This is a genomic window from Bacteroidota bacterium (genome assembly GCA_021300195.1).
Taxonomy (GTDB): domain Bacteria; phylum Bacteroidota; class Bacteroidia; order J057; family JAJTIE01; genus JAJTIE01.
Window position 1 is genome coordinate 1 of the sequence record JAJTIE010000020.1, and the last position, 24,462, is coordinate 24,462.

At 57.5% G+C, this 24,462-nt stretch carries 18 protein-coding genes; 9 read left to right on the top strand and 9 right to left on the bottom strand.

The features are described from left to right. On the top strand, positions 1-936 hold a 936-nt coding region (locus LW884_05560), incomplete at its 5' end, for a sel1 repeat family protein (protein ID MCE3007799.1). 78 nt (positions 937-1,014) lie between these two features. Then, on the top strand, positions 1,015-1,515 hold the full coding sequence (locus LW884_05565; protein ID MCE3007800.1) for a sel1 repeat family protein: 501 nt from the start codon (positions 1,015-1,017) through the stop codon (positions 1,513-1,515). 346 nt (positions 1,516-1,861) lie between these two features. Here LW884_05565 and LW884_05570 read toward each other — a convergent pair whose 3' ends face one another. The 4 genes from LW884_05570 to LW884_05585 all read right to left on the bottom strand — a co-directional run bounded on the left by LW884_05570 (position 1,862) and on the right by LW884_05585 (position 4,503). After that, complete coding sequence (locus LW884_05570) at positions 1,862-2,191, bottom strand: cupin domain-containing protein (protein ID MCE3007801.1); 330 nt, start codon at positions 2,189-2,191, stop codon at positions 1,862-1,864. A 499-nt stretch (positions 2,192-2,690) separates the two neighbouring features. After that, positions 2,691-3,143 carry a DNA adenine methylase gene (locus LW884_05575; GenBank protein MCE3007802.1) on the bottom strand — a complete coding sequence of 151 codons (453 nt, stop codon included), beginning with the start codon at positions 3,141-3,143 and terminating at the stop codon, positions 2,691-2,693. Continuing rightward, the gene (locus LW884_05580; GenBank protein ID MCE3007803.1) at positions 3,055-4,131 is read right to left on the bottom strand and encodes a TonB-dependent receptor; all 1,077 of its coding nucleotides are present in this window, start codon (positions 4,129-4,131) and stop codon (positions 3,055-3,057) included. Before LW884_05580 ends, LW884_05575 begins: the two co-directional genes overlap by 89 nt. 51 nt (positions 4,132-4,182) lie before the next feature. Further along, on the bottom strand, positions 4,183-4,503 hold the full coding sequence (locus LW884_05585) for a hypothetical protein (protein MCE3007804.1): 321 nt from the start codon (positions 4,501-4,503) through the stop codon (positions 4,183-4,185). Between the two features lie 443 nt (positions 4,504-4,946). On the opposite strand from LW884_05585, the gene LW884_05590 reads away from it, so the two are divergent. The 3 genes from LW884_05590 to LW884_05600 are packed head-to-tail and all read left to right on the top strand — an operon-like array spanning position 4,947 to position 8,311. Next, entirely contained in the window at positions 4,947-6,359 is a 1,413-nt protein-coding gene (locus tag LW884_05590) for a tetratricopeptide repeat protein (protein MCE3007805.1), read from the top strand. Next, positions 6,356-7,114: a phosphosulfolactate synthase gene (locus tag LW884_05595; protein MCE3007806.1), complete on the top strand. Its 759-nt coding sequence runs from the start codon at positions 6,356-6,358 to the stop codon at positions 7,112-7,114. The genes LW884_05590 and LW884_05595 overlap by 4 nt, the downstream gene beginning before the upstream one ends. 36 nt (positions 7,115-7,150) lie before the next feature. Further along, complete coding sequence (locus LW884_05600) at positions 7,151-8,311, top strand: NADH-quinone oxidoreductase subunit H (protein MCE3007807.1); 1,161 nt, start codon at positions 7,151-7,153, stop codon at positions 8,309-8,311. A gap of 30 nt (positions 8,312-8,341) precedes the next feature. Here LW884_05600 and LW884_05605 read toward each other — a convergent pair whose 3' ends face one another. Next, on the bottom strand, positions 8,342-9,799 hold the full coding sequence (locus LW884_05605) for a rhomboid family intramembrane serine protease (GenBank protein ID MCE3007808.1): 1,458 nt from the start codon (positions 9,797-9,799) through the stop codon (positions 8,342-8,344). Between the two features lie 208 nt (positions 9,800-10,007). Next, positions 10,008-10,907 (bottom strand): GTPase Era, encoded by a 900-nt coding sequence (gene era, locus LW884_05610; GenBank protein ID MCE3007809.1) that lies wholly within the window; start codon positions 10,905-10,907, stop codon positions 10,008-10,010. Between the two features lie 123 nt (positions 10,908-11,030). On the opposite strand from era, the gene LW884_05615 reads away from it, so the two are divergent. Together LW884_05615 and LW884_05620 are read left to right on the top strand one after the other, a co-directional pair. Further along, entirely contained in the window at positions 11,031-11,861 is an 831-nt protein-coding gene (locus tag LW884_05615) for a hypothetical protein (GenBank protein MCE3007810.1), read from the top strand. A 76-nt stretch (positions 11,862-11,937) separates the two neighbouring features. Beyond that, positions 11,938-12,795 carry a carbon-nitrogen hydrolase gene (locus tag LW884_05620; protein MCE3007811.1) on the top strand — a complete coding sequence of 286 codons (858 nt, stop codon included), beginning with the start codon at positions 11,938-11,940 and terminating at the stop codon, positions 12,793-12,795. Here LW884_05620 and LW884_05625 read toward each other — a convergent pair. After that, complete coding sequence (locus LW884_05625) at positions 12,773-13,957, bottom strand: CoA transferase (GenBank protein ID MCE3007812.1); 1,185 nt, start codon at positions 13,955-13,957, stop codon at positions 12,773-12,775. The two genes, LW884_05620 and LW884_05625, sit on opposite strands and share 23 nt — an antisense overlap. Before the next feature lie 48 nt (positions 13,958-14,005). On the opposite strand from LW884_05625, the gene LW884_05630 reads away from it, so the two are divergent. Together LW884_05630 and LW884_05635 are read left to right on the top strand one after the other, a co-directional pair. After that, positions 14,006-18,184 carry a PAS domain S-box protein gene (locus LW884_05630; protein ID MCE3007813.1) on the top strand — a complete coding sequence of 1,393 codons (4,179 nt, stop codon included), beginning with the start codon at positions 14,006-14,008 and terminating at the stop codon, positions 18,182-18,184. Beyond that, positions 18,181-21,897 (top strand): ATP-binding protein, encoded by a 3,717-nt coding sequence (locus LW884_05635; protein ID MCE3007814.1) that lies wholly within the window; start codon positions 18,181-18,183, stop codon positions 21,895-21,897. Before LW884_05630 ends, LW884_05635 begins: the two co-directional genes overlap by 4 nt. A 20-nt stretch (positions 21,898-21,917) precedes the next feature. On the opposite strand, the gene LW884_05640 is transcribed toward LW884_05635, so the two are convergent. Then, positions 21,918-23,834: a menaquinone biosynthesis decarboxylase gene (locus LW884_05640; protein MCE3007815.1), complete on the bottom strand. Its 1,917-nt coding sequence runs from the start codon at positions 23,832-23,834 to the stop codon at positions 21,918-21,920. A gap of 182 nt (positions 23,835-24,016) precedes the next feature. Then, a partial coding sequence (locus tag LW884_05645) for a gliding motility-associated C-terminal domain-containing protein (GenBank protein MCE3007816.1) occupies positions 24,017-24,462 on the bottom strand: 446 nt, incomplete at its 5' end.

Genomic DNA, 24,462 nt, shown 5'->3' on the forward strand with positions numbered 1-24,462 from the left:
AAAAAAGCCGCCGAAGCTGGTTATAGCTTCGCGCTGGTTTCCCTAGCCCGTATGTATCGAGAAATCAGGCAGTACGAAGCCGCCGCAGTATGGTACCAAAAGGCTGTAGAGGCAGGCGAAGCAGGGGCACGGGTCGAGCTCCCTATTCTGTATCGGGAACTGCGGGAATACGAGCGAGCCGCTGAGTGGTATAAAAAAGCGGCCGAAAAAGGCGATAACGACGCATTGCTCTCTCTCGCTACTATGTATGATTTTGAATTGAAGCAGTATGAGAAGGCAGCCGAGTGGTACAGGGAAGCAGGCAAAAAAGGCCAAAATGAGGCCCAATGTATGCTAGCAGCAATGTATCTGAGACTTCGACAGTACGAGCTAGCCGCAGAGTGGTACCAAAAAGCGGCCGAGATGGGAGACCCCTACGGGGCCTATAGCCTAGCCAGCATGTACAAGGAACTGCGGCAATACGAAGCCGCCGCCGAATGGTATCAAAAGGCCGTCGAGGCGGGCAACGACAACGGAGCCTATAGCCTAGCCAGTATGTACGAGGAGCTACGGGAATATGAAAAGGCCGCCGAATGGTACCAAAAAGCGGCCGAAAATAACAACCCCCACGCCCTTACTACCCTGGCCGATATGTATAGAAAGCAGCTAGCCTATGACTTGGCTAAAGAGTGGTACAAAAAAGCAGCTAAGGCAGGAGATAGAGATGCCTTGTTTAGGCTAGCCCACATGTATGATCTGCTGGGAGAATACACCCAGGCGGCCAAGTGGTACAGGGTAGTGGCTGAGGAGGAAGACGAGACCGCCCAGTACAACCTGGGGATGCTGTACCAGGAGGGCCTGGGGAACACGAGGAAAGCCCTCTACTGGATGGAGCGGGCTGCCAAGAATGGGAATTCGTTAGCCCAAACCTTTCTACAAGAACGCAAACAGAAATAGCCAAGTAGACGCGTATGCGCCTGCTTCCTTAGGCACGAAACGGGTTCTCCTCTACAACAAAAAATGCGTTTTTCATCCATGAAACCTCTGTTACTTACCTTAATCGGCAGCCTGCTGTTGCCCCTTTGTCTGGCCGCACAACAACCTACCACCCAAGACGAAATGAGCATAGAAGAAACACGGAAACTAGCCGAGCAGGGAGATGCAGCGGCTCAAACCAGCCTGGGGCTACGGTACTATAACGGCGAGGAAGTAGAGCAAGACTACAAACAGGCAATGGAATGGTTCCGCAAAGCCGCTGACCAGGAGGGACCAACCGCACAGCTCCTGATGGGGCTGATGTACTACAACGGCGATGGCGTAGAGCAGGACTATAAGCAGGCCCTGCACTGGTACCATAAAGCCGCTGAGCAGGGCGAAGCAAGAGCCCAGTTTCTTCTTGGAATCATGTACTACTACGGCGAAGAAGTGGCCCAGGACTACAAGCAGGCTGCCTACTGGGTTGAGAAAGCCTATAATAACGGCTATGAAGAGGCCGCAGACTTCTGGAACCAGATGGAGCTGGAGCAGTACAAGTAAGCAGAGGGCTAACTGCATGCAGTTATGCCCCTGCTCTCTTGTGTATTGCCGATTAAGGTACAATTAGAGCTGTACTACCTGAGCGTGTAGCGCATGCCTACGTACAGCATACGGCCTATGGGTGGGCCCCAGGCCAGGCTGGCATCCAGGTAGGGGCTGGTCCAGTCTGCTGCTGCTACAATGAGGTTTGGCTGCTGGTAGTTTAGCAGGTTTTCGCCCCCCAGATAAAAAGCCCAATCCCGGTGCGTATACGTGGCCTGTACCGCAACAGTACCCAGCCCCCGGCAGGCAGCCCACCGCCAGTGCCGCTGTACCCCACAGCACCCCGCCGCTAGGGGGGGACTTGCTACACAAAAACGGTGGTAGCCGTGGCTAGCTCATAACACAAATTGACCGTTCGGCCTAGTGCCTGGGTGCGGTACACCACCCCACGTGGCACACAGTAACAGTCTTGCGGATACAGATCTATACAGCTACCATCCACCAATTCCAACCGCAGGTGGCCATTCAGCACCACAAAAAGCTCGTCACTGTCGGGGTGGCTATGCCAGGGATACTGGTTATCTTCGTTAACGGCTATGCGCAGGCAGTGGTCGTTCAGGTTGGCTACTACTTGGTTGGTATGTGGGCCCAGCAGGGCGGTGCCCAGCTGTAGCAGGTTTATCTTAGCTAGCATAAGGCAAATAGGAAAAAAAGGACAAGAGATCCTATGGAAATAGCCGCAGGCCCGTCAGGCTCTATAGTGGGTTTTCTGCACAAGGGCCACCGGCTATTGCCTTTTATCCCTTAACTTTGTACTTTGAAAAAAAGAGAATGATGACCACACAGCGTTTTGACTGTATAATCGGCAAAACTAAAGATTCGGAAAAGGTGCAACAAAAGCTGCTGTTTGCTGGCTTGGAAAAATTAAGTAAAAAAATGTCTTGACGAGGCCTTGCGGGCGGGGTATCTTTATCCATGCTCCTCATCGGAGTACTTCCTGAAACAGCGCCTCGGTTATGCACCCTGGGGCTATGCCTCTCGCCTTGGAAACAAGCGGGCGGCCCAGGCTCTGTGCCGAGGAAAGGCTAAAGCCCTCGGAATACGAAGGACCCCTGAAATAGGGAGCCTTTTGTTTGCAGAACGTTGATTTTTAAGCGGCTTACACTTGCTTTTGTGGGGGCTTTGTTGTATATTCATAGTGTGTAGTTGCGCATCAGCACCTCAGTTTTCTGCTTTCGTGGGCCGCCGTGCTTCACTTTTTGGGCGCTGAGTACTTGCTGGTGCGTCTCTACCGTCCAGCCGTGCGCCTCAGCGTACTGGCGCAGCAGGGGCACGTCATAGCAGCTCAGCAGGAACTTGCCCTTCAGGCTGGCCAGGCAGTCCAGCAGGGCCGCAAAGTGCACTTCGGTGTAGCCCTTGTAGTGGCCCTGGTCAGAGCCCACATAGGGCGGGTCTACGTAGTGAAAGGCACTGGGCGTGTCACGGCTTCGAAGCACCTTTAAGGCATCATTGTGCTCTATTTGAACCAGCCTTAATCGTGCCACCAGGGCACTCAGTTCAGCCGGGTTTTCCCAGCTTTCGCGGCGGCCTGCTACGCGGCGGGTGGTAGTAGTAGTGGTGCACGCCCCAGTGGGCCACAAGGCCACTCCCGGCTTCGCGCGCCTGGTACTTCCAGCGGCTAGCCAGGTTGTACTGCTCCGAGCGAGGTACATCCAGAAAGCGGTCGCCATTCTGGTCGTTATTCTGCTGCAGGCGGCTGCCATGCACCAGCTGGATGGTACTAAGGTGCCTACCTAGCCGCTGGGCTGCATTCAGGTTAGCCTCGGTGCGGCCCATGTCGCTGGCATACAGGTTTACGTACAGCTTCTCCGCATCCATGGGCTGCTTCAGCGTCAGGTTTATCTGGCCTGAAGTGGCTTCGTAGCCCTGCACCACGCTGCCCACTCCCTTGCTAATCTCCAGGGATCGCACCCAGGCACCCGGCACATAGGCCAGTGCACCCATGCGCTCCAGGCCACGCGGGTAGGCCTGTGCCTCGGTGGTCAGCTGGGTATACATGCCGTCCAGGCCCAGCATACGTATGTCTCGGGTACCCGTTATGGCATCGCTCATGCTGGCATCCACCGTGGCGTTGGTTTCAAAGCTCTCACTCAGGTTGCAGCAGGCCGCCTTAAATAGCTCTTCGGTACCCAGCTGCTCTATCTTTCGTGTCTCCAGGGCTAGGATTTCGGTGGAGCGTACACGGCCCTGCACCTGTATGCCATCCAGCTGTAGGGGGGGTAGCACTATGCGCAGGGGTGTCATACTTTCTATCCGCAGCGTATCGCCCGCATAGCCTGCATACTGCACCCCCAGCTGCCAGGGCAGCTGGGGCGGGGCTATCAGGTGAAAGAAGCCGGCAGTGTCGGTATAGGTTCCGGTTTCGGTGTAGCGCCACTGCAGGCTGGCCTGATACAGCGGCACCGGCTCGCCATCGGCCTGGCCCAGCACTTGGCCCATCAGGTGGGGTGTGCTGCCGTGGGCAGCGTGCGCCGCGTGATCGTGCTGTGCATAGGCAGGTAGCACAGCGTATAGGGAAAAGAACAAGTAGAATGTGCACACCCGCTTGGGTATGCCTGGGTAATGGGGTTTCATGGGAAATGTGATAAGAGGTGAACGAAAACGAGCAAGGCGTTTCCGTCCCTCTTATAGCCGCCAGATGGCGTAGCGCTGCTGCACGCTGGCCGTGGGGGGCGGCGGGGCCACAGCACCAGGCTGCATGCGCGTAGCCAGGCCTACAGCCTGGATATCGCTTACCAGCGCCCACACCTGTGGAGGCAGCATGGCCATATGCACAGGATGCAGGGCAGGCTGGCCTGCTGCCTGGGTGTACACATCTGTGTGGGCCAGGCGCACCTGTGTATCGCAGCAGGCATGCGGATCGGCCTCGGGATGAAACTTGGCACAGCAGTCGCCGCCCGGGGCCGCAGCGTGATCCACGGCAGGGTCTGCACAGTGGGTATGCACACATACAGGCCCGTATGCTGCTCGCCGGCTGTATGGCATACATGCTGCACGAAAGGCACCCCCGATGCGTAGAACAGCAGGATAAAAGCCATCGCGATTTGCATACGTATGCGCATAACCATTGAGAAGAGAGTGCAAAATTAATGCGAAACCCGTTCACAACCCCCAGGATGTACGGACACGGGAGCAAGGCCTGTAGCAAGAGCCCGAGCACGGATGAGCACGGCCGAATCGTACAAAATAAGCAGCCGGTGTACATCGTTTTGTGTAGTATACAGGGTATAATCCACAGGATGTAGAAAGACTCAACCTTGACAGGTAAAAATGCGTTACTATCTTAGGCGGTTTGGCGTGGGCAGTGCTTGGTACATCCAGCGCCTGTCGGCGGCGGGCCTATAGAGAAACGGAGAAACTACGATTGAATAAACTTACCGCAGAACACTATGGAGCATCGCTACCCATTCGAAGAATTTGATGAACAGGGTGCCCGCCGCGAAGCCGATCGCTTCGAGGCCAGCATTGCAGCAGAGCAGCCCATCTTCATGGATCTGGCTACCATCGAGGATATCTACACCTACTACCGCCTGCAGGCCGAGCACGGCAAAGCCGAGCAGCTGATGCGCTATGCCCTAAGCCTGTACCCCGCCCAGGCCGACCTGCACTACAAGCAGGCCCTGCTGCTGGCCGATACGGGCCGCCCCGCCCAGGCCCTGGAGGCCATAGAAGAGGCCCTGCATTTCCAGCCCCTTTCTATCGAGTACCTGGCCCAAAAGGCCCGCATTCTGGCACAAAACGGGCGTACCCGCGCGGCCTTTCGCATGCTGGAAGAAGCCCTGGTCCAGCACAACCATTCCGGAGAGCTGTACTACCACCTGGGTGTACTGCACCAGCAGGAAAAACAGTATGACCAGGCCATCCGCGCCTTTGAGGCAGCGCTGGACACAGATGCGGAGTATGAGTTTGTGCTGTCGGACATCATCTTCTGCCACGAGCTGAAATCTGAAAACCAGGCCGCCCAGCAGTTTCTGGAGCGCTACCTGGACAAAGACCCCTTCAGCGTAAATGCCTGGTATAACCTGGGCATGCTGCACCTGGCGGCCAACCGATATGAGCATGCCATCGAAGCCTTTGACTACGGCCTGGCCCTGCAGGAAGACTATACCAGCCTGCACCTGGGCAAGGCCAACGCCCTGATGGAACTGGAGCGCTACGACCTGGCTGCACGCACCCTGCTAGAGGCCCTATCCTTCGACGGGCGAGACATAAGCGCCATGCTAAACCTGGCTGAGTGCTACGAGCAGCTGGAGCAGTACAAGCGTGCCCGCTTCTACTACCGAAAACTTACCGAACTGTATGCCAGCCTGCCCGATGCCTGGTATGGCCTGGGTGCTACCCTGGAGGCCGAAGGCAAGCACCTGCAGGCCATCTACTACTACAAGAAAGCCACCGAGCGATACGAAGAGTACTATGAGGCCTGGGTGGGCATAGCCGACTGCGAGTACGAGGTGGGCAACCTGCTCAGCGCCTTCGAAGCACTAAGCAAGGCCGTGGAGGTAATGCCCGATGACTATGAGCTGTGGCAAGACTGGGCCGAAAAACTATATCGGGACGGACATGTAGAGAACGCCCTGGAACTGCTGAAGGAGGGCCTGGATACCAACCCCGAACAGATAGACCTGATGTACCAGTATGCGGCATACGCACTGCAGGCAGGACAGCGGCAGCAGGGCTACACCATGCTGGAAAATGCCCTGATCCTGGACTACGAAGCCCATACCGTACTATTCGAGTATTTTCCTCAACTTAGCAGCCTGAAACCTGTACAGCTTTTGCTGAAACAATATCGGCCGCAATGAACTTTGAGATCCCCCAACTGCCCTACCGTGCAGAAAAGCCCCGAAAAGAGGGCCTCACCATGGTGCTGGATACGGGCCTCTCCATGCGCGAAGCAGAGGACCTGATGTCTGTAGGGGCGGAGTACATCGACTTTGTAAAATTTGGCTGGACCACTGCAGCCTTTGCGCCCAACTTGAAAGAGCGCATCCGGCTGTACCGAGAGGCCGGCTGCAAGGTGTACTTTGGCGGCACCCTCTTCGAGGTATTTGCCGTACGCAATGCCCTGGACCAGTACAAAAAAATTCTGGACACCTATGGCATGACCCACCTGGAAATATCCGACGGCAGCATGGAGCTGACGGACGAACGCAAGGCCGCCTACATCCGCGAGTTCAAGGCCAACTTCAGCGTCGTAACCGAGGTGGGCAGCAAGGATGCAAGCAAGATATATGCCCCCTACATCTGGGTAGAAAAGATACAGAGCGACCTGAATGCCGGGGCCGAAATTGTAATTACCGAAGCCCGAGAGAGCGGGTCGGCCGGCGTGTTCCAAAGCAGTGGCGAGGTACGCAGCGACCTCATAGACGAAATCCTGCACGCCATCCCCCAGCAGCAGCTGCTGTTTGAGGCACCACGCAAAGACCAGCAGGTATGGTTCATCCAGCTGCTGGGGGCCAACGTAAACCTGGGCAACATCAGCAGCCGCGAGATCATAGGCCTGGAAACCCTGCGCCGGGGCCTGCGGGGCGATACCTTCCACACCTTCCTGCCCTAGCGCGGACACACACCCGACACAAGACTACTAGCCCGCATGCTAAGCCAGTACGAAGCCCTGCACCCCTATGTACTGGCCTTTGTGGTCATGGTCATTGCCTTTATGGCCGTTTTTGCCCTGTATGCCGTGTATGCCGAGCGTAAGCTGGCAGCCTGGATACAGGACCGCATGGGCCCCATGGAGGTAGGGCCCCGGGGCCTGCTACAGACCCTGGCCGACATCCTGAAGCTGCTGCTGAAGGAAACCATCGTGCCCACTACAGCCAATCGCTGGCTTTTCCTGCTGGCCCCCCTACTGGTGTTTGTCGCCATCTTCACGGGCTTCGCCTTTGTGCCGCTGGCCCCTGGGCTGGCAGGCTCGGCGGTGGATGTAAGCGCACTCTTCCTGCTGGCGGTCGTGTCGGCAGATGTGGTGGGCCTGCTGATGGCTGGCTGGGCCAGCAATAATAAGTATGCCCTGCTAGGCAGCTTTCGTTCCGTTTCTCAGATCATTAGCTACGAGATACCCGCCGGCCTGAGCGTACTGGCTGTCGTCATGGTTTTTGGCACCCTCAGCCTCAGCGACATTGTGCTGCAGCAGGGCGTGCTGGGTAGCCCCCACTACTTTCTGGGCCTATGGGAGGCCAGTGCCCATGGCGGCATTTTCAGCTGGGCGGTATTTCAGCACCCGCATTTACTGCTCGTGGCGGCTATCTTCCTGGTTGCGGGCCTGGCCGAGGCCAACCGGGCCCCCTTTGACATACCCGAGGCGGAGAGCGAGCTGGTGAGCGGCTTCCATACCGAATACAGCGGCTTCCGCTTTGCGGTGCTCATGCTGGCCGAATATGGCATGATGCTGCTGGTAGCCCTGGTGGCCACGCTGCTCTTTTTCGGCGGCTGGAATACCCCCCTGCCGAACCTGGTAGCCCTGCCTGCTGGCGTGGGCCCCGAGGACCTGAGTAGCTGGCAGCTACTCTCCAGCTTGCAGTTTGCCTACCTCACCACCGGCCTGCCGGGCAGCCTGGGCGGCCTCTTCTGGGGCGTGCTGTGGACGCTGCTAAAGGCCTTTGTCCTGGTGGGAGGCATGATGTGGGTGCGCTGGACCCTGCCCCGCCTGCGGGCCGACCAGCTGATGACCCTCTGCTGGAAATACCTGACCCCCGCTGCCCTGGCCCTGGTGCTGCTAAGCGCCCTGTGGAAGGCCACACTGCCCGTGTAGGCCACTCGAGCCAGGAAAAGACACAAGCCTTTATTGTCCCCCTCCTAGTTTTACGGCTATGCCCTCTATCTGTTGATTGTAATAAGCAATCTCTTGCCCGTATTGGTCTGTTTTTTCCTCTATTCCCTTTGCCATGAGCTGATAGCTCCTTAAGCGTGCCTCGCAATAATCACTCAGCAACTTAGTGTGTTGCGCCAAGGGCTTGGGTAGAAGCTGATTGTCAAGACGCTTCAGGATGCCTATACTCTTCTTCCATAGTGGGATACCAGCCTGCAATCCATCGAGAATTTCGTCCCTATCTGCATCCGCTGGCAAGGAAAACACCTCCAAGGCCTCTGCCTCCAGCGTAGAAACTTCCATCATTGCTTTGTCAAAATCAGCCATATCAAAGCTGGCTGGAGGGTAGAAGATGGTGAGAGAAATGACAACGGTAATAGCAGCTGATAGCCCCATGAGGGTATAGGATTCGAGCCTTCTATTATCCTTATACCGGAAGCTAGGTATAAAAGCAAAACCCACCAAAATCCCACTTAATATACCCCCAATATGTGCTGCATTATCTATGCCACTATTTGGCTTGAATCCATTGGATATGCTATACAAAGTAAAAAAAGCCGTACTTATAAAAAAGGTTCGCTTCATTGCATAGCTAAGCGTGTCGGTAGACATGAGTGCCAGGAAGACACCAAACATGCCGAAAATTGCGCCCGAAGCACCCACGCTAATAACAAATTCATTCCACCATAAGCTGGCAAGGCTACCAACAAGCCCGGTAACCAGATAGGCTGCCAGAAACTTTGCACGACCCAAGTATGGCTCTAGCCGATAACCAACAAACACCAGTCCATACATATTGAAAAAGAGATGCAAAAAACCTGCATGCAGAAATGTGGCACTAAGCAACCGCCACCATTGGCCATCAGCAAAAGGCGGTCTTGAACAAGCTCCCCAATCTAGCAGGTCGCTACCCGATGGATTAAAAAACGACACCCCGCTGATTACCATAACAAAAAACATCAATATGTTTATGCTAACCAATATAGGGGTTATGAAAAACCCGTCCTTTGGGATAAAAATCGAAAATATGCTGGATTTATTCTTAACCTTATTAGCCAGGAATCCTGCTGTTATCTTGCTAGAGTCATTTGCATATTTTTCGCTTGCTTTCAGCAGCTTTGGCAGCTTCTCCTCCAAATGCTCTGCCGTATTTTTCTCCTTGTAGGCGTTTATCTCTCTGGTTATTTTTTTTACGTTCCCCAGGTTTGTAAACCAGTCAAAGAAGATCATGGTATTGGACTCACTCTTGATGTACAGATTGTCATTTTCTATGTAAACAAAAACCTGCTCACCCATAGAGTACCACCAGGCCCGATCTACGTGGGCAATGATTGCGTTCTCGCCAATGAAGCTTACCTCCCAGTCCAGTTTCTTCATAGCTGCATAGGCAAGTAGCAAAGCATGCTGGGGCTTCATGCCATCCAGTTTCATTTTTTTTCTGCGGCTGGGTACTAGTCCAAATGCCATGGGTGATAGAATTAGATGATTAAGAAAAGACTGAGACGAACCGCCTAAATGTAGAAAAAGTGTAACGAACTTACAAAAAAGCGATTGGCTTATAGCCAGGCTACATCCGTTCTATTCGCACATTCCGTGGCTGGCACGTACACACAGGGTTTGCCACAAGGCCGGCAGGACGCTAGGTATCGTAGCCGAACCGACGGAGGTAGCCAGTCTTGTTTTTCCAGTCTTCGGCCACGCGCACATACAGCTCCAGGCGCACGGGCCTGCCCAGCAGGCTTTGTATTTCCTGCCGCGCGTCGGTACCTATCTGGCGGATCATCTGGCCCTGCTTGCCGATGACGATGCCCTTTTGGCTCTGCCGCTCCACGTGGATTTCCGCTTCTATGTGGGCGCGGCCGGTTCCATCGTCGTCACGGAAGAAAAGGATGCTTACCTCGCTGCTATAGGGTATTTCCTTCTGCGTATGCAGGAATACCTGCTCGCGGATGATTTCGGCCACAAAGAAGCGCTCGGGCCGGTCGGTCAGCGTGTCTTTGTCGTAGTAGGGAGGGGCTAGGGGCAGCAGCTCCAGCAGGGCCGCCAGCAGGTGGTCCAGGCCGGTGTGCTGCAGGGCCGACACCACCACCACCCGGGCAGGCTGCAGCGCCTGCCAGTCGGCCACGCGCTGCAGGATCTGGGCCTGGCTGTAGGCATCGGCCTTGTTTACCACCAGCACAATGGGTGCCTGCACGGTTCCTAGCAGCTGGCGCAGGGGTTCCTCGTCATGGGTTTCTTCGGGGGCCACCAGCAGCAGCACGGCATCGGCATCCTGCAGGCTGCTACCGGCGGCCTTCATCATGCTGTGGTGCAGGCCATACTGGGGCCGGATAACCCCCGGCGTATCCGAAAACACAATCTGATAGTCCGGCTGGCTCAGCACACCCAGTATGCGGTGGCGCGTGGTCTGTGCCTTGGGCGTTACAATGGCCAGGCGGGTGCCCAGCAGGGCATTCAGCAGGGTGCTCTTGCCCACATTGGGCTTGCCCAGCAGGGCCACAAAGCCTGCCCGGTGGCCGGGGGGTACCTCTATACTCATAGCCGAAAGATACGGCAGGCAGCCCACATGTGCACCCACATGCCCACCACGCCTGTATATCCGCATCCATTCCGGGCCTAATTGCGTATATTTGTAGTACTACACTACTAAGCCTAAAAGATCATGTTACGCACCCTCTATGCCCTCCTTATAGCATCCTGCCTGCTGGCGGGCACGGCCCGCGCGGGCGATCCGTACGTGATCATCCACGTAAAGGGCACCATACTGCGGGCCAGTACCCGCACACCCATCCAGGTGGGCGACCGCTTGGATGGCGAAGAACGCCTCATCTTCAAGGGGAGTGATGCCGTAGCGGCCGCCATGGCACCCGGAAAGGGGCGGTTTGTGATCAAACCCCAGGCTGGCAGCAGCAGTAGCGAGCTGGGCCTGGTGCTGCGCGAAAGCCTAAGCCCTGGCACGGGCCAGCTGAGTACACGCAGTGGCAGCGGGCATCAGGTTATCCTGCGCAACAGCTTTGGCGTGCAGGAACACTTTGAGGTGCCGGCCTACCTGGTGCTGGGCACGGCAGAGGTAGAAATAGACAGCGAGGAGTATCCGCTGAATAGCCAGTATTATTTCTATGTAAAATATCAGTACGGCGAGGCTGCCCATACACACAAGGTGAAACTACCCGCCGAGGGCAAGCTGGTTCGCTTTAGTCAGGAGATCCTGTTTGGACAGATAGACAGCCTGAACCTGAGCGAGGTGAAAGACCCAAAACTGTACTACATGCGCTACAACCGTGCCGAGAGCATCTGTAGTTTCCATCCCGTTTTTGTAGATGAAGAGGTGGTAACACAGGAGGTAAAGGCCATTGTACAGGGTATGAAAGAAGTGAATGCCAGCGAAGGCGAGATACGGAACATGGTACTGAACCACCTGAACGAGCTGTACGGCCGACCAAATGTAGACAATGTGAATGCCTGGCTGGACAAACAGGTATTTGCCGAATAGGAAAAAGAGGGGCTGTGCCCTGCAAACCTGCGCAGAGAGGTGCCTGCCGGTGGGGAACAGTAGCTAGCTTTGCGGTATGAAACTGACCATAGGGCTCATACAAGAGGCACGCACGGCGGATGTGGCCCATAACCGCGACCAAACGGCACACAAAGTGCGCAGCCTGGCCCGGCAGGGTGCGCAGCTTATCTGCCTACAGGAGCTGTACAGTAGCCTATACTTTTGCCAGACACAAGACTACCAGGCTTTTTCGCTGGCCGAGCCCCTGCAGGGCCCCAGCTACCAGTCGCTGGCACCCATCGCGCAGGAGTTTGGGGTAAGCATTGTGGTACCCATCTTTGAGGAGCGGGTACCGGGCCTGTATCACAACAGTGCCTACGTCATTGGGCCCAATGGAGCTGCCACACGCCCCTACCGCAAGCAGCACATCCCGCACGATCCCGGCTTCGAAGAGAAGTTCTACTTTGCGCCCGGCGATGGGGGCTACCAGGTGCAGGAGGCAGCCGGTGCACGGATAGGCACCCTGATCTGCTGGGACCAGTGGTACCCCGAGGCAGCCCGCCTTACCAGCCTGATGGGGGCGCAGATCCTGATATACCCCACTGCCATAGGCTACAGTGCCGGCGAGAGTGCGGCCGAGGGTGCCGCACAGCTGGCCGCCTGGCAGGCCATCCAGCGCAGCCACGCCATTGCCAATGGGGTGTTTGTGGTGTCGGTAAACCGGGTGGGCAGCGAGGGGGGCATCCGCTTCTGGGGCCACAGCTTTGTGTGCAACCCCCTGGGCGAGGTGCTGGCCCAGGCTGGCGAAGATCCTGCCGAACTGCTGCTGGAAATTGACCTGGCGCAAATAGCCTGGTTCCGGCAGCGCTGGCCCTTCCTGCGCGACCGCCGCACAGACACCTATGGGCCGCTCATCCAGCGTTTTTTAGACTAGCTATTTCGTAGTCGTCGAAACCGAGCGCGGCCAATACAGCCGCCGTATCCTGGCCCAGGGCCGGTGGGGGCAGCAGGGGCACGGCTGCCCAGGCCGAGCTGCGGAAGGCCGCCGTGCGAAAACCCTGCCCAGGTGCCAGTGGGTGATGGAGCAGCAGGTGCCGCACCTCGGGTAGGGCAGCACTCTCCTCCACCCGCAGGATGCGGCCCGCCGGTATCTTTCGGGCTGCCAGGGCCTCCATCAGGGGGTCTATCTGCCAGGCCTGTATGGCCTGTTGCAGTGCTTCCTTCAGTACGTCTCGGTGCTGTACACGTGCCGGATTGGTGGCAAAGCGCGGGTCGGTAGCCCAATCGGGTCTACCCAGCAGACTGGCCATGGCGGCAAACTGAGCATCGCTGCCCACCGCCAGCATTAGCGGCTCGCCCCCCCGGGCAGCAAACAGGCTGCCATAGGGCACGATACTGGGGTGATCACTCCCCATGGGCTCCGGTGGCTGGCCCGCCCACAGCCAGGCAGCCAGCTGGTTGGCCAGGGCCGATACGCCCGCCTCTATCAGCGAGGTATGCACTTGGCAGCCCCGCCCCGTGCGGCCCCGGTGCAGCAGGGCGGCCAGGATGGCCTCCTTCAGCTGGTGCGCGGCCAGCAGGTCCATCAGGGCCACCGGCATCTTGGCCGGCCGGCCCCCAGGTGTTCGGTTCAGGTGCATAAAACCACTCTCCGCCTGCACAATGGCATCAAAGCCGGCACGGTCATTGTCTGGCCCATAGCCCGTAATGGCCCCATAGATCAAGCTCGGGTAGGCATCCTGCAGCTGGTGGTAGGCCAGGCCCAGCTTATCGGCCGAACCAGGCTTGAAGTTGGTAAGCAAAACGTCTGTAGTGGGTAGCAGCCGTGCCAGCACAGCCCGGCCCAGCGCACTGGCCAGGTCTAGGGCCACCGACTGCTTGCCCCAGTTGATGGTGCTGAAGTAGGCGCTGGGCTGGCTGCGGTCTTCGCCCGCCAGGTACCAGGCCCGGGTCAGGTCTCCGGTCTCCGGGGGCTCTATTTTCAGCACTTCGGCCCCCAACTCGGCCAGGAAACAGCCCACAGACGGACCAGCCAACACGCCGGCCAGCTCTACCACACGCAGGCCCTGTAGTGGCGGGGAGGCGGGATAAGACATAGCCCGGGAAATTTCGTATTTTTATAGGGAATACAAATAACAAACCCCTTGGATTCGCTAGATGAAAAGCTGAGAAACCTGGCCAAGGATGGCGCGGCCTACCAAGAGCTGAAAAGGCTATGGCGGGAGGCCCATGCCCCACAGGCACCCGTGGCGGCACGCATCCAGGTACAGCAGGGCATCATTACCGGCATAAATGATCCGGCACAGGCAATCCTTAAAAAGAAACCCGAGGACCTGACGGGCAGGCTGCTGGTGGATGCCCTGGGCCCGGAGAATGCTGGCCAGATCCAGCTTGCCCTGAGCCAGGCCCGGCAGCACGCCTATGCCCTGGCCCAGGTAGGCCTGCACGATAGGCAGGTGAGTCTGCGTTTTTCTGGCAATCCGGATGCGCCAGTGGAGAAGAACGAGATCCTGATTTACCTGGACCCCGGGCCACCCGGGCCAGCAGGGTATTTCCAGGCGCTGCTACGCCTGGCGCATGCCCTGCCAGACCCCGTGCTGCTGATAGACGATGCCGGGCGGATACGCTACTGGAGCCCGGACACGGAGAAGCTACTGGGGCACGAGCAAGAGGCCATGGAGGGGAAGATGGCTGTAGAGGTGCTGGGAACGGGCGGCACAGACATCCGGTTTCTTTTGGACCAGCTAAGCTGGGTGGACCGCTGGCAGGGAGAGATCGTATTTCCGGATGCCCTGGGCCGGCAGCTACGGCTGGGCACCTTTGCACAAGTGCTGCACAACGAGCAGGGTATGTATCGGGCCGTATTGCTCATGCTGCGGCCCAGGGCCCGCCTGGGCGGCGATGCCTCTGCCACCATAGCCCAGGCGGTGATGGATGCCATCCCCGAGGCCATCTTCTGGAAGGACCTGCAGGGCATATACCAGGGCTGCAACCTGAACTATAGCAAGCTGATTGGCCTGGGTGACCCGAGCCAGGTAATCGGCAAGATAGAGGCACAAATGATCCTGCCCGAGAATGGGCTAAATGAGGTACTGGCCCGAGACCGGGAAGTACTACAAAACGGGCGACCCCAGCAGTACGTGCTGGAAAACTGGAAAGCACCGGATGGGAAGCGGCTCACCCTGGGCATGATCAAGCTACCGGTACTGAACCACAAGGGAGAGGTAGCAGGCCTGCTAGGCATTGTACGAGACCTGACCGATGCGCTGAGCCAGCAGCAGGCACTGGCCGACCAGGAAACGCTATTCCGCCAGATACTGGATTTTCTTCCGCTTGAGGTGTTTATTACAGACCAGAATGGAAAGATACTGCGGGTGAACAAGAAGTTCCTGCACAAGTATGGCTACCCCTCTGAGCGTGAAGTGCTGGGGAAAAACCTGCAACAGATAGGCGACCCAGACTGGCTGGCACAGGTGCAGCCCTACCTGGAGAAGAAACAGGAGGGCCTGAAGGAAGTGGTGCTGGAGAAACAGCGAGACCTGCAGGCGCTGGTAACCGGCACGCGCCACCTGGCTCGGCTAGGCCAGCTGGAGAATGTAACGCTGGGCTTCAGCCTGGATGTAACCGCCCTGAAAAAGGCCGAAATTGCCCTGACACACCAGGAGTACCTCATGCAGCAGGTGCTGAACCACCACATGAGCCTGGTATACATTGTAGACGAGAAGGGCCGATTCTGGCTAGCCAACATCCCGCTGTGCGAGCTGCTGGAAGCCCCGCTGGAGGCCATCCTGGATGAACAGGGCTACAGGCCACCCCAGCAGTTTGCCAGCTACATGGCACCAGACTCGGGCGTGATCCGGCTGGGGCGGGAAATCCGGCTGGAGGAGGGCCTGGTAGATCATACAGGTCGCTCTCGCTGGTTTCAAACCATGAAACGGCAGGTTCGCCTGCCAAATGGCGAATCGGCCATGCTGTGCATCAGTACGGACGTGACGGAGAAAATCCTGGCCGAAGGAGAGATCCTGCGCAAGACAGCCGAACTGCAAGCCATCTTTCAGGCCCTGCCAGACCTATACCTGCGCCTGGAAGCGGGGGGGCAGATCACCGACTTCTATGTTTCGCGCAAGTCGCACTTCTACGGCCACAAAGACCAGTTTATGGGTCAGTCCGTTACACATGCCTTTCCCGAGGAGATTGGCCAGCGGATCAATAAAATTGCCTTTGAGGTGATCCGGCAGCAGCAAAAGCACAGCCTGGAGTTTAGGCTGGATGAAGACTACTACGAAGCACGCCTGATCCCCTTTATTGGCAATGAGGTGGTGGCGGTCATTCGGAATATTACCGACGCAAAAAACAGCGAATATGCGCTGATACAAAGCCGCAGGCGCTTCCAGTCGGTGCTCGATAATGTACGCGAGATCTTTTTTCAGACAGACGAAAACCTGAAGATCACCTACCTGAACCCTAGCTGGACAGAGGTAACAGGCTACTCGCTGGCCGAGGCAATGGACCAGAACCTGGAGCAGTATATCCACGCTGAAGACATACCACTAACACAGAAATTCATTGCCCACCTGCTCTCCCAGCGGTCGGGAAACTTCCGGGTAGAGATCCGCATACGCATTCGGGATGGCAGCTTCCGCTGGATCGACTTCCAAACCACCTATACCGACCACAAGGACGGCGAAAAGGGTCTGACGGGCACCATGTATGACATTACAGAGCGCAAGCAGGCCGAGCAGGAGCTGCTGAAAAGCAAGGAACTGGCCGAAAGCGCTACACGGGCAAAAAGCGAGTTTCTGGCAATGGTAAGCCACGAGGTGCGCACACCCCTGAATGGCATCATCGGGATGACCGACCTGCTGATCCGCTCGCCGCTGAATGAAGAGCAGCAGGATAGTGTGGAGACCATACGCGTAAGTGGTGAAACCCTCCTGCACCTGATCAACGAAATCCTGGACTTCTCCAAGATAGAGAGCGGCAAGCTGCAGCTGGAGGACTCGCGCTTCAACCTGCATGCGCTGCTGCACGAGTGCATGGACCTGCTGAAGCCCAAGGCACTGGATGGCAAGGTAGAGCTAAGCCTGTATGTGCCCTTTGGCGTGCCCGAATATATAGACGGAGATGTGGTGCGGCTCAGGCAGGTGTTGCTCAATCTGCTGGACAATGCCATCAAGTTTAGCCAAGGGGGTTGGGTAAAGTTATCGGTCTCCTGCCAGGCACGCCAGCCCCGTGCAGCTAGCCTGAGCAGCCTGCATTTCCGGATTGAAGACAACGGTGTAGGCATATCGCCAGACAAGCAGAAGACTATATTCGAGGCCTTTAGGCAGGAAGACAGCAGTACCACCCGCAAGTACGGCGGTACAGGCCTGGGCCTATCCATCTGCGCCCGGCTGGTAGAGCTGATGGGGGGCAGGCTAGAGGTGGAAAGCGCACCCGCTAAAGGGTCTGTCTTTTCCTTCAACATCCGGCAGACCACCCCCTGTGTGGTGCCCACACCCATAGCGCTGGCCAAAAAACCTATCTGGGTATGCAGCCGCCCGGGCGTGGGCAGGCAGGTGCTGCTACAGTACCTGCAAGACCTGCAACTGCCGTATAGCCACTTCGATAACGTAGAAGACATGCCCCCTGCAGCTGTAAAATCCCCCCAACTGCTCATCCTGGGTGCGTCGGCAGCACTGGCACAGGGGGCAGCAGATGGGCTGAAGCTACTAACGGATAAGTACAAGGAAATGAAATTGGTCTTTTGGCCCGACGTGTCCAACCGGCGCGTACGCCCCGTCCAGCTGCCCGGGCAGGTAGAGTCTCGCCTGCCCGCCTTCCTGATCGGGCTGGAGTTCAGCCAGTTTTTGCATGGCATACACACTCGGCGCTTGCCCGAAGCAAAGGCTGCACTCGTAGCCGGAGAGCAGGCAGCCAAAAGCGCGGAAGGCACGCAAACCAGGCTGCTCGTAGCCGAGGACAATCCGATCAATCAAAAACTGATCCTGCGCATGCTGAAGCACCTGGGCTACGAGGCAGATATGGTGAGCAATGGGAAGGAAGCGGTGAGGCAGGCCCAGCTGGCTAGCTATCCGGTTATCCTGATGGACATACAAATGCCGGAGCTGGATGGCCTGGAGGCCTCGGAGCAGATACGCAAACTAGCGCTAGACCCCCAGCCCACCATCATAGCCATGACGGCGAATGTAACCCACGGCTACGACAAGGTATGCAGGGCTGCCGGCATGGACGACTATCTGTCCAAGCCACTGCGCGTAGACGACCTGGCCAATATGATTGCACGCCACCTGCGTGCCAAAACCAACGGAATAGAGCAATGAGCGAGTTTTACATGATCCTACAAGCGGTGTCCATCCTGCTAGGCATTGCGGTGTGTGCTGCCCTGCTGCGTACACGCCGCATGACCGGCGCCAGCTACTTCTTTGCTACAGCCGTGCTCACCACCTTTTGGTCGTTTGCCAACCTGATGGAGCTGGGCAGCACAAGCCAGGAGGCACGCATGATCTGGCTAGAGCTGCAGGAGTTCCGTATGTTTATCGCCCTACCCGTCTTGCTGTATATGCTGAAGGTAGTACGGGGCATGCGGCTTAGTACCATTCGGCTGATTGGGCTGGCCTTTGTGCCGCTCATCGTTTACGTCAGCCTGGTGGTTACGCAGGTGGTCCGGCCGCATATCTGGACACTGACCGTTTTTGAGGGGAGCGGCCGTTTCCTCATCCATGAGCAGCCCCTGCGCACAGCGGCCTATCTATACTACTACCTGCTACTGTCCGTTGGCGCGGGCCTGCTCCTTTCCTCCCTGCGCGGTGCCAGGGGCCGCGAGCGGGCACAGTACAGCCTGCTGGCAGTATCGCTCATCTTTACTGTCTTGTATAGCGTGTACAGCCACTATGGTTCCAACGAGCCACACCCCAGGATGGAGCTTACCCCGCTGCTGGCTCATCTATTCCTGATTAGCATCCTTGTGTCGCACTTCCGTAGCGGCTATTTCGAGAGAGCCGCGCTCAATCGCTTCGATGTACTGGAGCGGGTGGGCGAGGCCCTGCTGATCTGCGATACGGACCTAATGATCGTGGATGCCAACCAAAGCGCAACGCAAGTGCTGGAAACCCCCCATGCCGACCTGTATGGGCAGCATGTGCTGCAGCTGCTGTATGCACGGTTCGACATCCAGCAGCCATCCCCCAGGGTGGCATTACACCCCTCCGAGATGTTCTTTACGGCCGAGCAAGCCAGCAGTGGCAGGGTATACGAGGGCCGTATCAGCGAGATTAGAAACCCGGATGGCCTGATAGCAGGCTTCTACGTCAGCCTGGCAAACATCACCCAACAGCGCGAAACGGAGCAGGCACTGGAGCGCAAGCGCGTGGAATTTGCCACCCTCTTTTCCGTAGTGCCCGATCTGTATTTTCGCCTGAGCAAAGACGGCGTGTGCCTGGATTTCCTGGCTGCCAATGTACAGCAGCTATACGTGCCGCCCGAGCAGCTGACGGGGGCCCGGGTGCAAGACATTCTGCCCCCTGTGCTAGCCCAGCAGATATTGCAGTGCATTGCCGAAGCAATTGCCACCCAGGAGGTGGTGCAGCTGGAATACGAACTGCCAGACGCAGATGGCAAGCCGGTATACTACGAGGCTCGCCTGGTAGCTACCCCCGATGAGGAGATCCTGGCCATTGTGAGAAACATCAGCCGGGAGAAAGAAAATGAGCGAAACCTGAAAGAAAGCGAACGCCGCTTTAGAAACCTGGCGGAGTATAGCCCCGATTTTATTTCGATTGTGGACCTGGGCAGCCAGCAGGCTATTTACGTGAATAGGCAGGAAATACTGGGCTACAGCCTGGCCGAGCTACAGGGCCGGAAGAACGCGCTGCTAGAGCTGGTACACCCGGATGACCAAGCCTGCGCACGGGCCCACTGGGCCGATATGCGGGCTGGCAACCCCAGCATGCTGCAAGGCCTGGAGTGCCGGGTGCAGAACAAGGCGGGCACCTGGGAGTGGCTACAGATCCGCGAATCTATAATCAGCAAAACTGACACCGGCACACCCGAGCAGGTGCTTATCACCCTAACGGTAGTAACCGAACGGAAACGAACCGAAGAGATACTAAAAGAGGCCAAGGAACAGGCCGAAGCCAGCACCCGAGCCAAGAGCGACTTTCTGGCTACTATGAGCCATGAAATTCGCACCCCGATGAACGGTGTAATAGGCATGGCCAGCCTGCTGATGCAGACAGAGCTGGACGAGGAACAGCAGGAGTATGTAGAAACCCTGCGCCAAAGCAGCGAGGCCCTGCTAAGCCTCATCAACGACATCCTGGACTTTGCCAAGGTAGAGAGTGGCAAGATGGTGCTGGAGAGCCACCCCTATGTGCTGTCGGAATGCATAGAGGAGGCCCTGGACCTGCTGCAGCCCCGGGCTGACCAGAAAGGACTGGAGCTATCCTACAGCCTGGGCGCGGAGGTGCCCCCGGTGCTGGAGGGGGATGTAACACGCCTGCGGCAGGTACTGGTAAACCTGGTAGACAATGCCGTCAAGTTTACGCACACGGGCCAGGTGCACCTGCGGGTGCACCTGCAGAGCCTGACCGATACGCAGGCAACCCTACAGTTTGCCGTAATGGACACCGGCGTGGGTATATCCGCAGAAGCACAGGCAAAACTGTTCGAGCCCTTTACCCAGGCCGACAGCAGTACTACCCGCAAATACGGGGGCACCGGGCTGGGCCTGGCCATCTCTGCCCGATTGGTAGAGGCGCAGGGCGGCCGCCTGCAGGTAGATAGCACGCCGGGCGTGGGCAGCACCTTCCGGTTTAGCATCATAAACGGGTATCGACTGGATGCGAACACAGGTATGGCGCCGGCCATCCGCGTGCTGTATCATAGTCGCCAAAACCGCACTTTCCGCTACATAGAAGAGCAGTTGGCAGGCTTGGGGGTACCCTACCAGCTATTCTCGTCGCCGGACCAGTTGGTACAGCCACATAGGGCAGACCTGCGAGTGGTACACCTGATAGACCGTGGCTATAGCGAACCGGAGCTGCAAAAGCTGCTGCACCAGCTGGAAAGCCTACCCGCAACAGAAGTGCTACTGCTCACGCATCCACAGGGCCCCAAACCGGCTGGCAACTACGAGGCGCTGTCTTACCCCCTTAGCCAGCACCAACTGCGGCTGAAATTACTGGGTGAGGACCCGCACGTGCAGCTAATGCCCAAGGCGGACCTACAAAAGGCAGGCAGGCATACAGCCTATCCCATTCGCATCTTGGTGGCAGAGGACAATGACATCAACCAAAGGCTCATGTCTCGCATGTTGAGCAAACTGGGTTATCAGGCTGATATGGTGGCCAACGGCCTGGAGGTACTGGATGCGCTGAAGAGGCAGCCCTACGATCTGGTGTTTATGGACATACAGATGCCCGAAATGGATGGCCTACAGGCAGTGCTACGCATAGGCCGAAAGCCCGACCTGTATGCAAACCCAGTGCTGGTAGCCATGACAGCCAATGTGATGCCCAAGCACCAGGCCGACTGCTACAACCATGGTTTTCACGATTATCTGGCCAAGCCCGTGCGCTTTGAGCAGATAGAGGCCTGCATCAGCTATCTGGTAGCTTGTGGGGCTTTTCGACACGTAGAGCCCCAGGTACCTGTGGAGCGGGTAGTAGACGCAAGCAAAGCCCTGGCTGCCATGGAACTTTCGGTAGCCAGTGGCCCGAAGGACTGGAATACCCAGCTACACAGGTACGATGAATGGATGCGTGCACAGCTAGGGCCAGTTTTTGAGCTACTGGCAGAGGGGCTCTATGAGGATGCGCGCCATCGGGCAAAAGCCGTAATGGCCTATGCCGCACAGCTAGGAGCCAGCCACCTGTGCGAGGCCTGCGAGGAGCTGCTAGTACTAGCCGCCGGACGCCAGGAGCAGTGGAACAAACAGTTTAGCCGCATCCTGAACGAAGAACGAATCTTGCGGATCAAGCTTGGCCATCTGAGAACCCTGCAGCCCGGCCTGCCTACCCCCCAGGCAGAGGGATAAAAGGTGTAACAAGCGGCCTGCTAGCCACGTGTCTGTACCCCTGCCACAGCCTCCATGCCAATCATTTGTGCCAGGTATTTTCGGCTTGGGCTCGGGATGAAGTCGCCCAGGCCCAGCTGGGGCCATAGTGCATCAATGTGGTCGATTGTGGCAGGGTCGCTTACCAGGATGTTCGGCCAGTCGCGCCTGAAGCCGTCTAGCTCCAGGGTCTTGCGCGTACCGTCAAACACGATTGTGCTACTACAATCTGCCCGGTCTATCAGGCGGCTGTCGCGCTTCACATCCGCATTGTTGCTAAATCGCCACAGGGCATCGGTCAGCTCGTCCAGCGCAATCTCGGCATCCAGCCAGATCAGCACCTTTACGCCTGCCATACCTGGCTGGGCTAGCAGCTGGTCGGTCAGCTCGCGCACCTGTCCTTTGCGTGTCTTATGCAGGCTCGCTACCACCAGCCGGATGTCTTGCGCCAGCAGGCTGCTGTTCAGGCCTGCCAGCTCGGGCACCGCTGCCTGCAGGCTAGCCAGTGCCAGGGGTTGGACTGCTGGCGCATTGGCGGGCTCTGTGCCCGTCAGTTCCTCTGGCAGCTTGGTGGTGGCATCTATGCCTATTTTTCCGCCGAACGCCATGGTGCTACAGCTGTGGTCTAGCACATCCGTTGGCCCCTGGCTGATAACGGTATCGCGTCCGGGCTCATAGTGCTTGCTTACGTAGCTGGCCAGGGCGGCATAGTCCTTCAGGCTGGTGTGCTGGTCTACGATCAGCATCATCTTGGTAAACATCATCTGCCCGGCACCCCACAGGCTGTTCATCACCTTTTGGGCCTGGCCTGGGTAGGTCTTGTGGATCTGCACAATAGCCAGGTTGTGAAAAACCCCATGGATAGGCAGGTCCATATCCAGTATCTCCGGTACGGCTGTAGTTTTGATCGGGGCCAGGAAGATGCGCTCCGTAGCCTTGCCTATCCAGGCATCCTCCTGGGGGGGGATGCCCACAATGGTGCTGGGGTAGATCGCATCCCGGCGGTGGGTAATAGCCGTGATGTGAAAGCGCGGATACCAGTCGGGCAGGCTATAGTAGCCCGTATGGTCGCCAAAAGGGCCCTCCCAGATCAGATCCTCCTCGGGGTCTACATAGCCTTCTATTACGATGTCGGCATCGGCAGGCACCTCTATCTCGGGTTGGGTAAGGCAGCGCACCAGTTCCACCCGCTTCTTGCGCAGGAAACCCGCCAGAATATATTCATCTATTCCATCGGGCAGCGGGGCCGTACCGGCATAGGTATACACAGGGTCTCCCCCCAGGGCTATTGCGACCGGCATCTTCTTGCCGGCCTCTTTGTACGCGTCGTAGTGGCGGCGGCTCACTTTATGCAGGTGCCAGTGCAGGGCTGTCAGTCGGGGCTCGAACAGCTGCATACGGTACAGACCTACGTTTCGCACTCCAGTTAGCGGATCCTTGGTATGGATGACCGGCAGGGTGATAAAGCGTCCACCGTCCTGGGGCCAGCACTTCATCACTGGCAGCCGGAATACGTCCGGGTCTTTCATCACCACCTCCTGGCAGGCACCGCGCCCGCTTTTTACCCGGGGCATCCAGCTACTAATGCGGCCCAACTTGGGCAGCATCTTCAGTTTATCCAGTATCCCCTCCTTCGGTCCGGTCAGCTCATGAAACAGGCTTTCTATCTCCCGGGTTATATCATCCATATCCTGCACACCCAGGGCCATACACATGCGGCGGTAGCTGCCCATGCTGTTAATAAGCAGGGGAAAATCGGTACCTGTGTTCTCAAACAGCAGGGCCGGGCCGTCATGCTTGCTTACCCGGTCTACAATCTCGGTAATCTCCAGCTCGGGGTTTACATAGGTCTTGATGCGTACCAGCTCTCCGGCAGCTTCCAGGGCTTCTACAAAGGCGTGCAGATTTTTCCAGGCCATTTCTGTATTTTCAATTTTATTTGAAAACACAAGATACGTGCTTTTCTGTTTCCAAATACTGGTAGTAAACCAGGAAAAAGGGCGTATGCAGCTGCACTACCCCCACAGACTACGGGAACGTGCAGCGATAACCCTCTTTGCAAGATAGGCGGGATATTCCCCGGGAAGGGGCACCAGGTACCCTAGCGGATGACCGTAACCGTGCGCTGCAGCTCGCGCGTGCCACCCTGGCAGTCGGGCACCTGGATCAGGACCACATATGCCCCCTCGGGCAGGTCTGTCGTACCGTCGGTACCGCGCCAGGGCTGGCTGCCGGCATACACCTGCTGGCCCCAGCGGTCGTACACCTGCAGGCGGTAGCCTGCGCCCAGCAAATCGGGACGGGGGTATACGTCATTTATTCCGTCGCCATTGGGGGTAAAGGCGTTGCCCCAGCTGGTTACTAGCTGCTGCTGCGCATCTACTACCTGGGTGCTGGCCTGCACACTGCGCCCACAGCGGTCGCGTATCGTGAGGGTAAGGGTGCCCGCCAGATTAGCGGCGGGGGTGTAGCTGGGCTGGGTGCTTAGCAGGCTGCCGTCTTCGCTGGTCCAGGCATAGTTTAGGCCAGGCTCTGCGGGCACCTGCA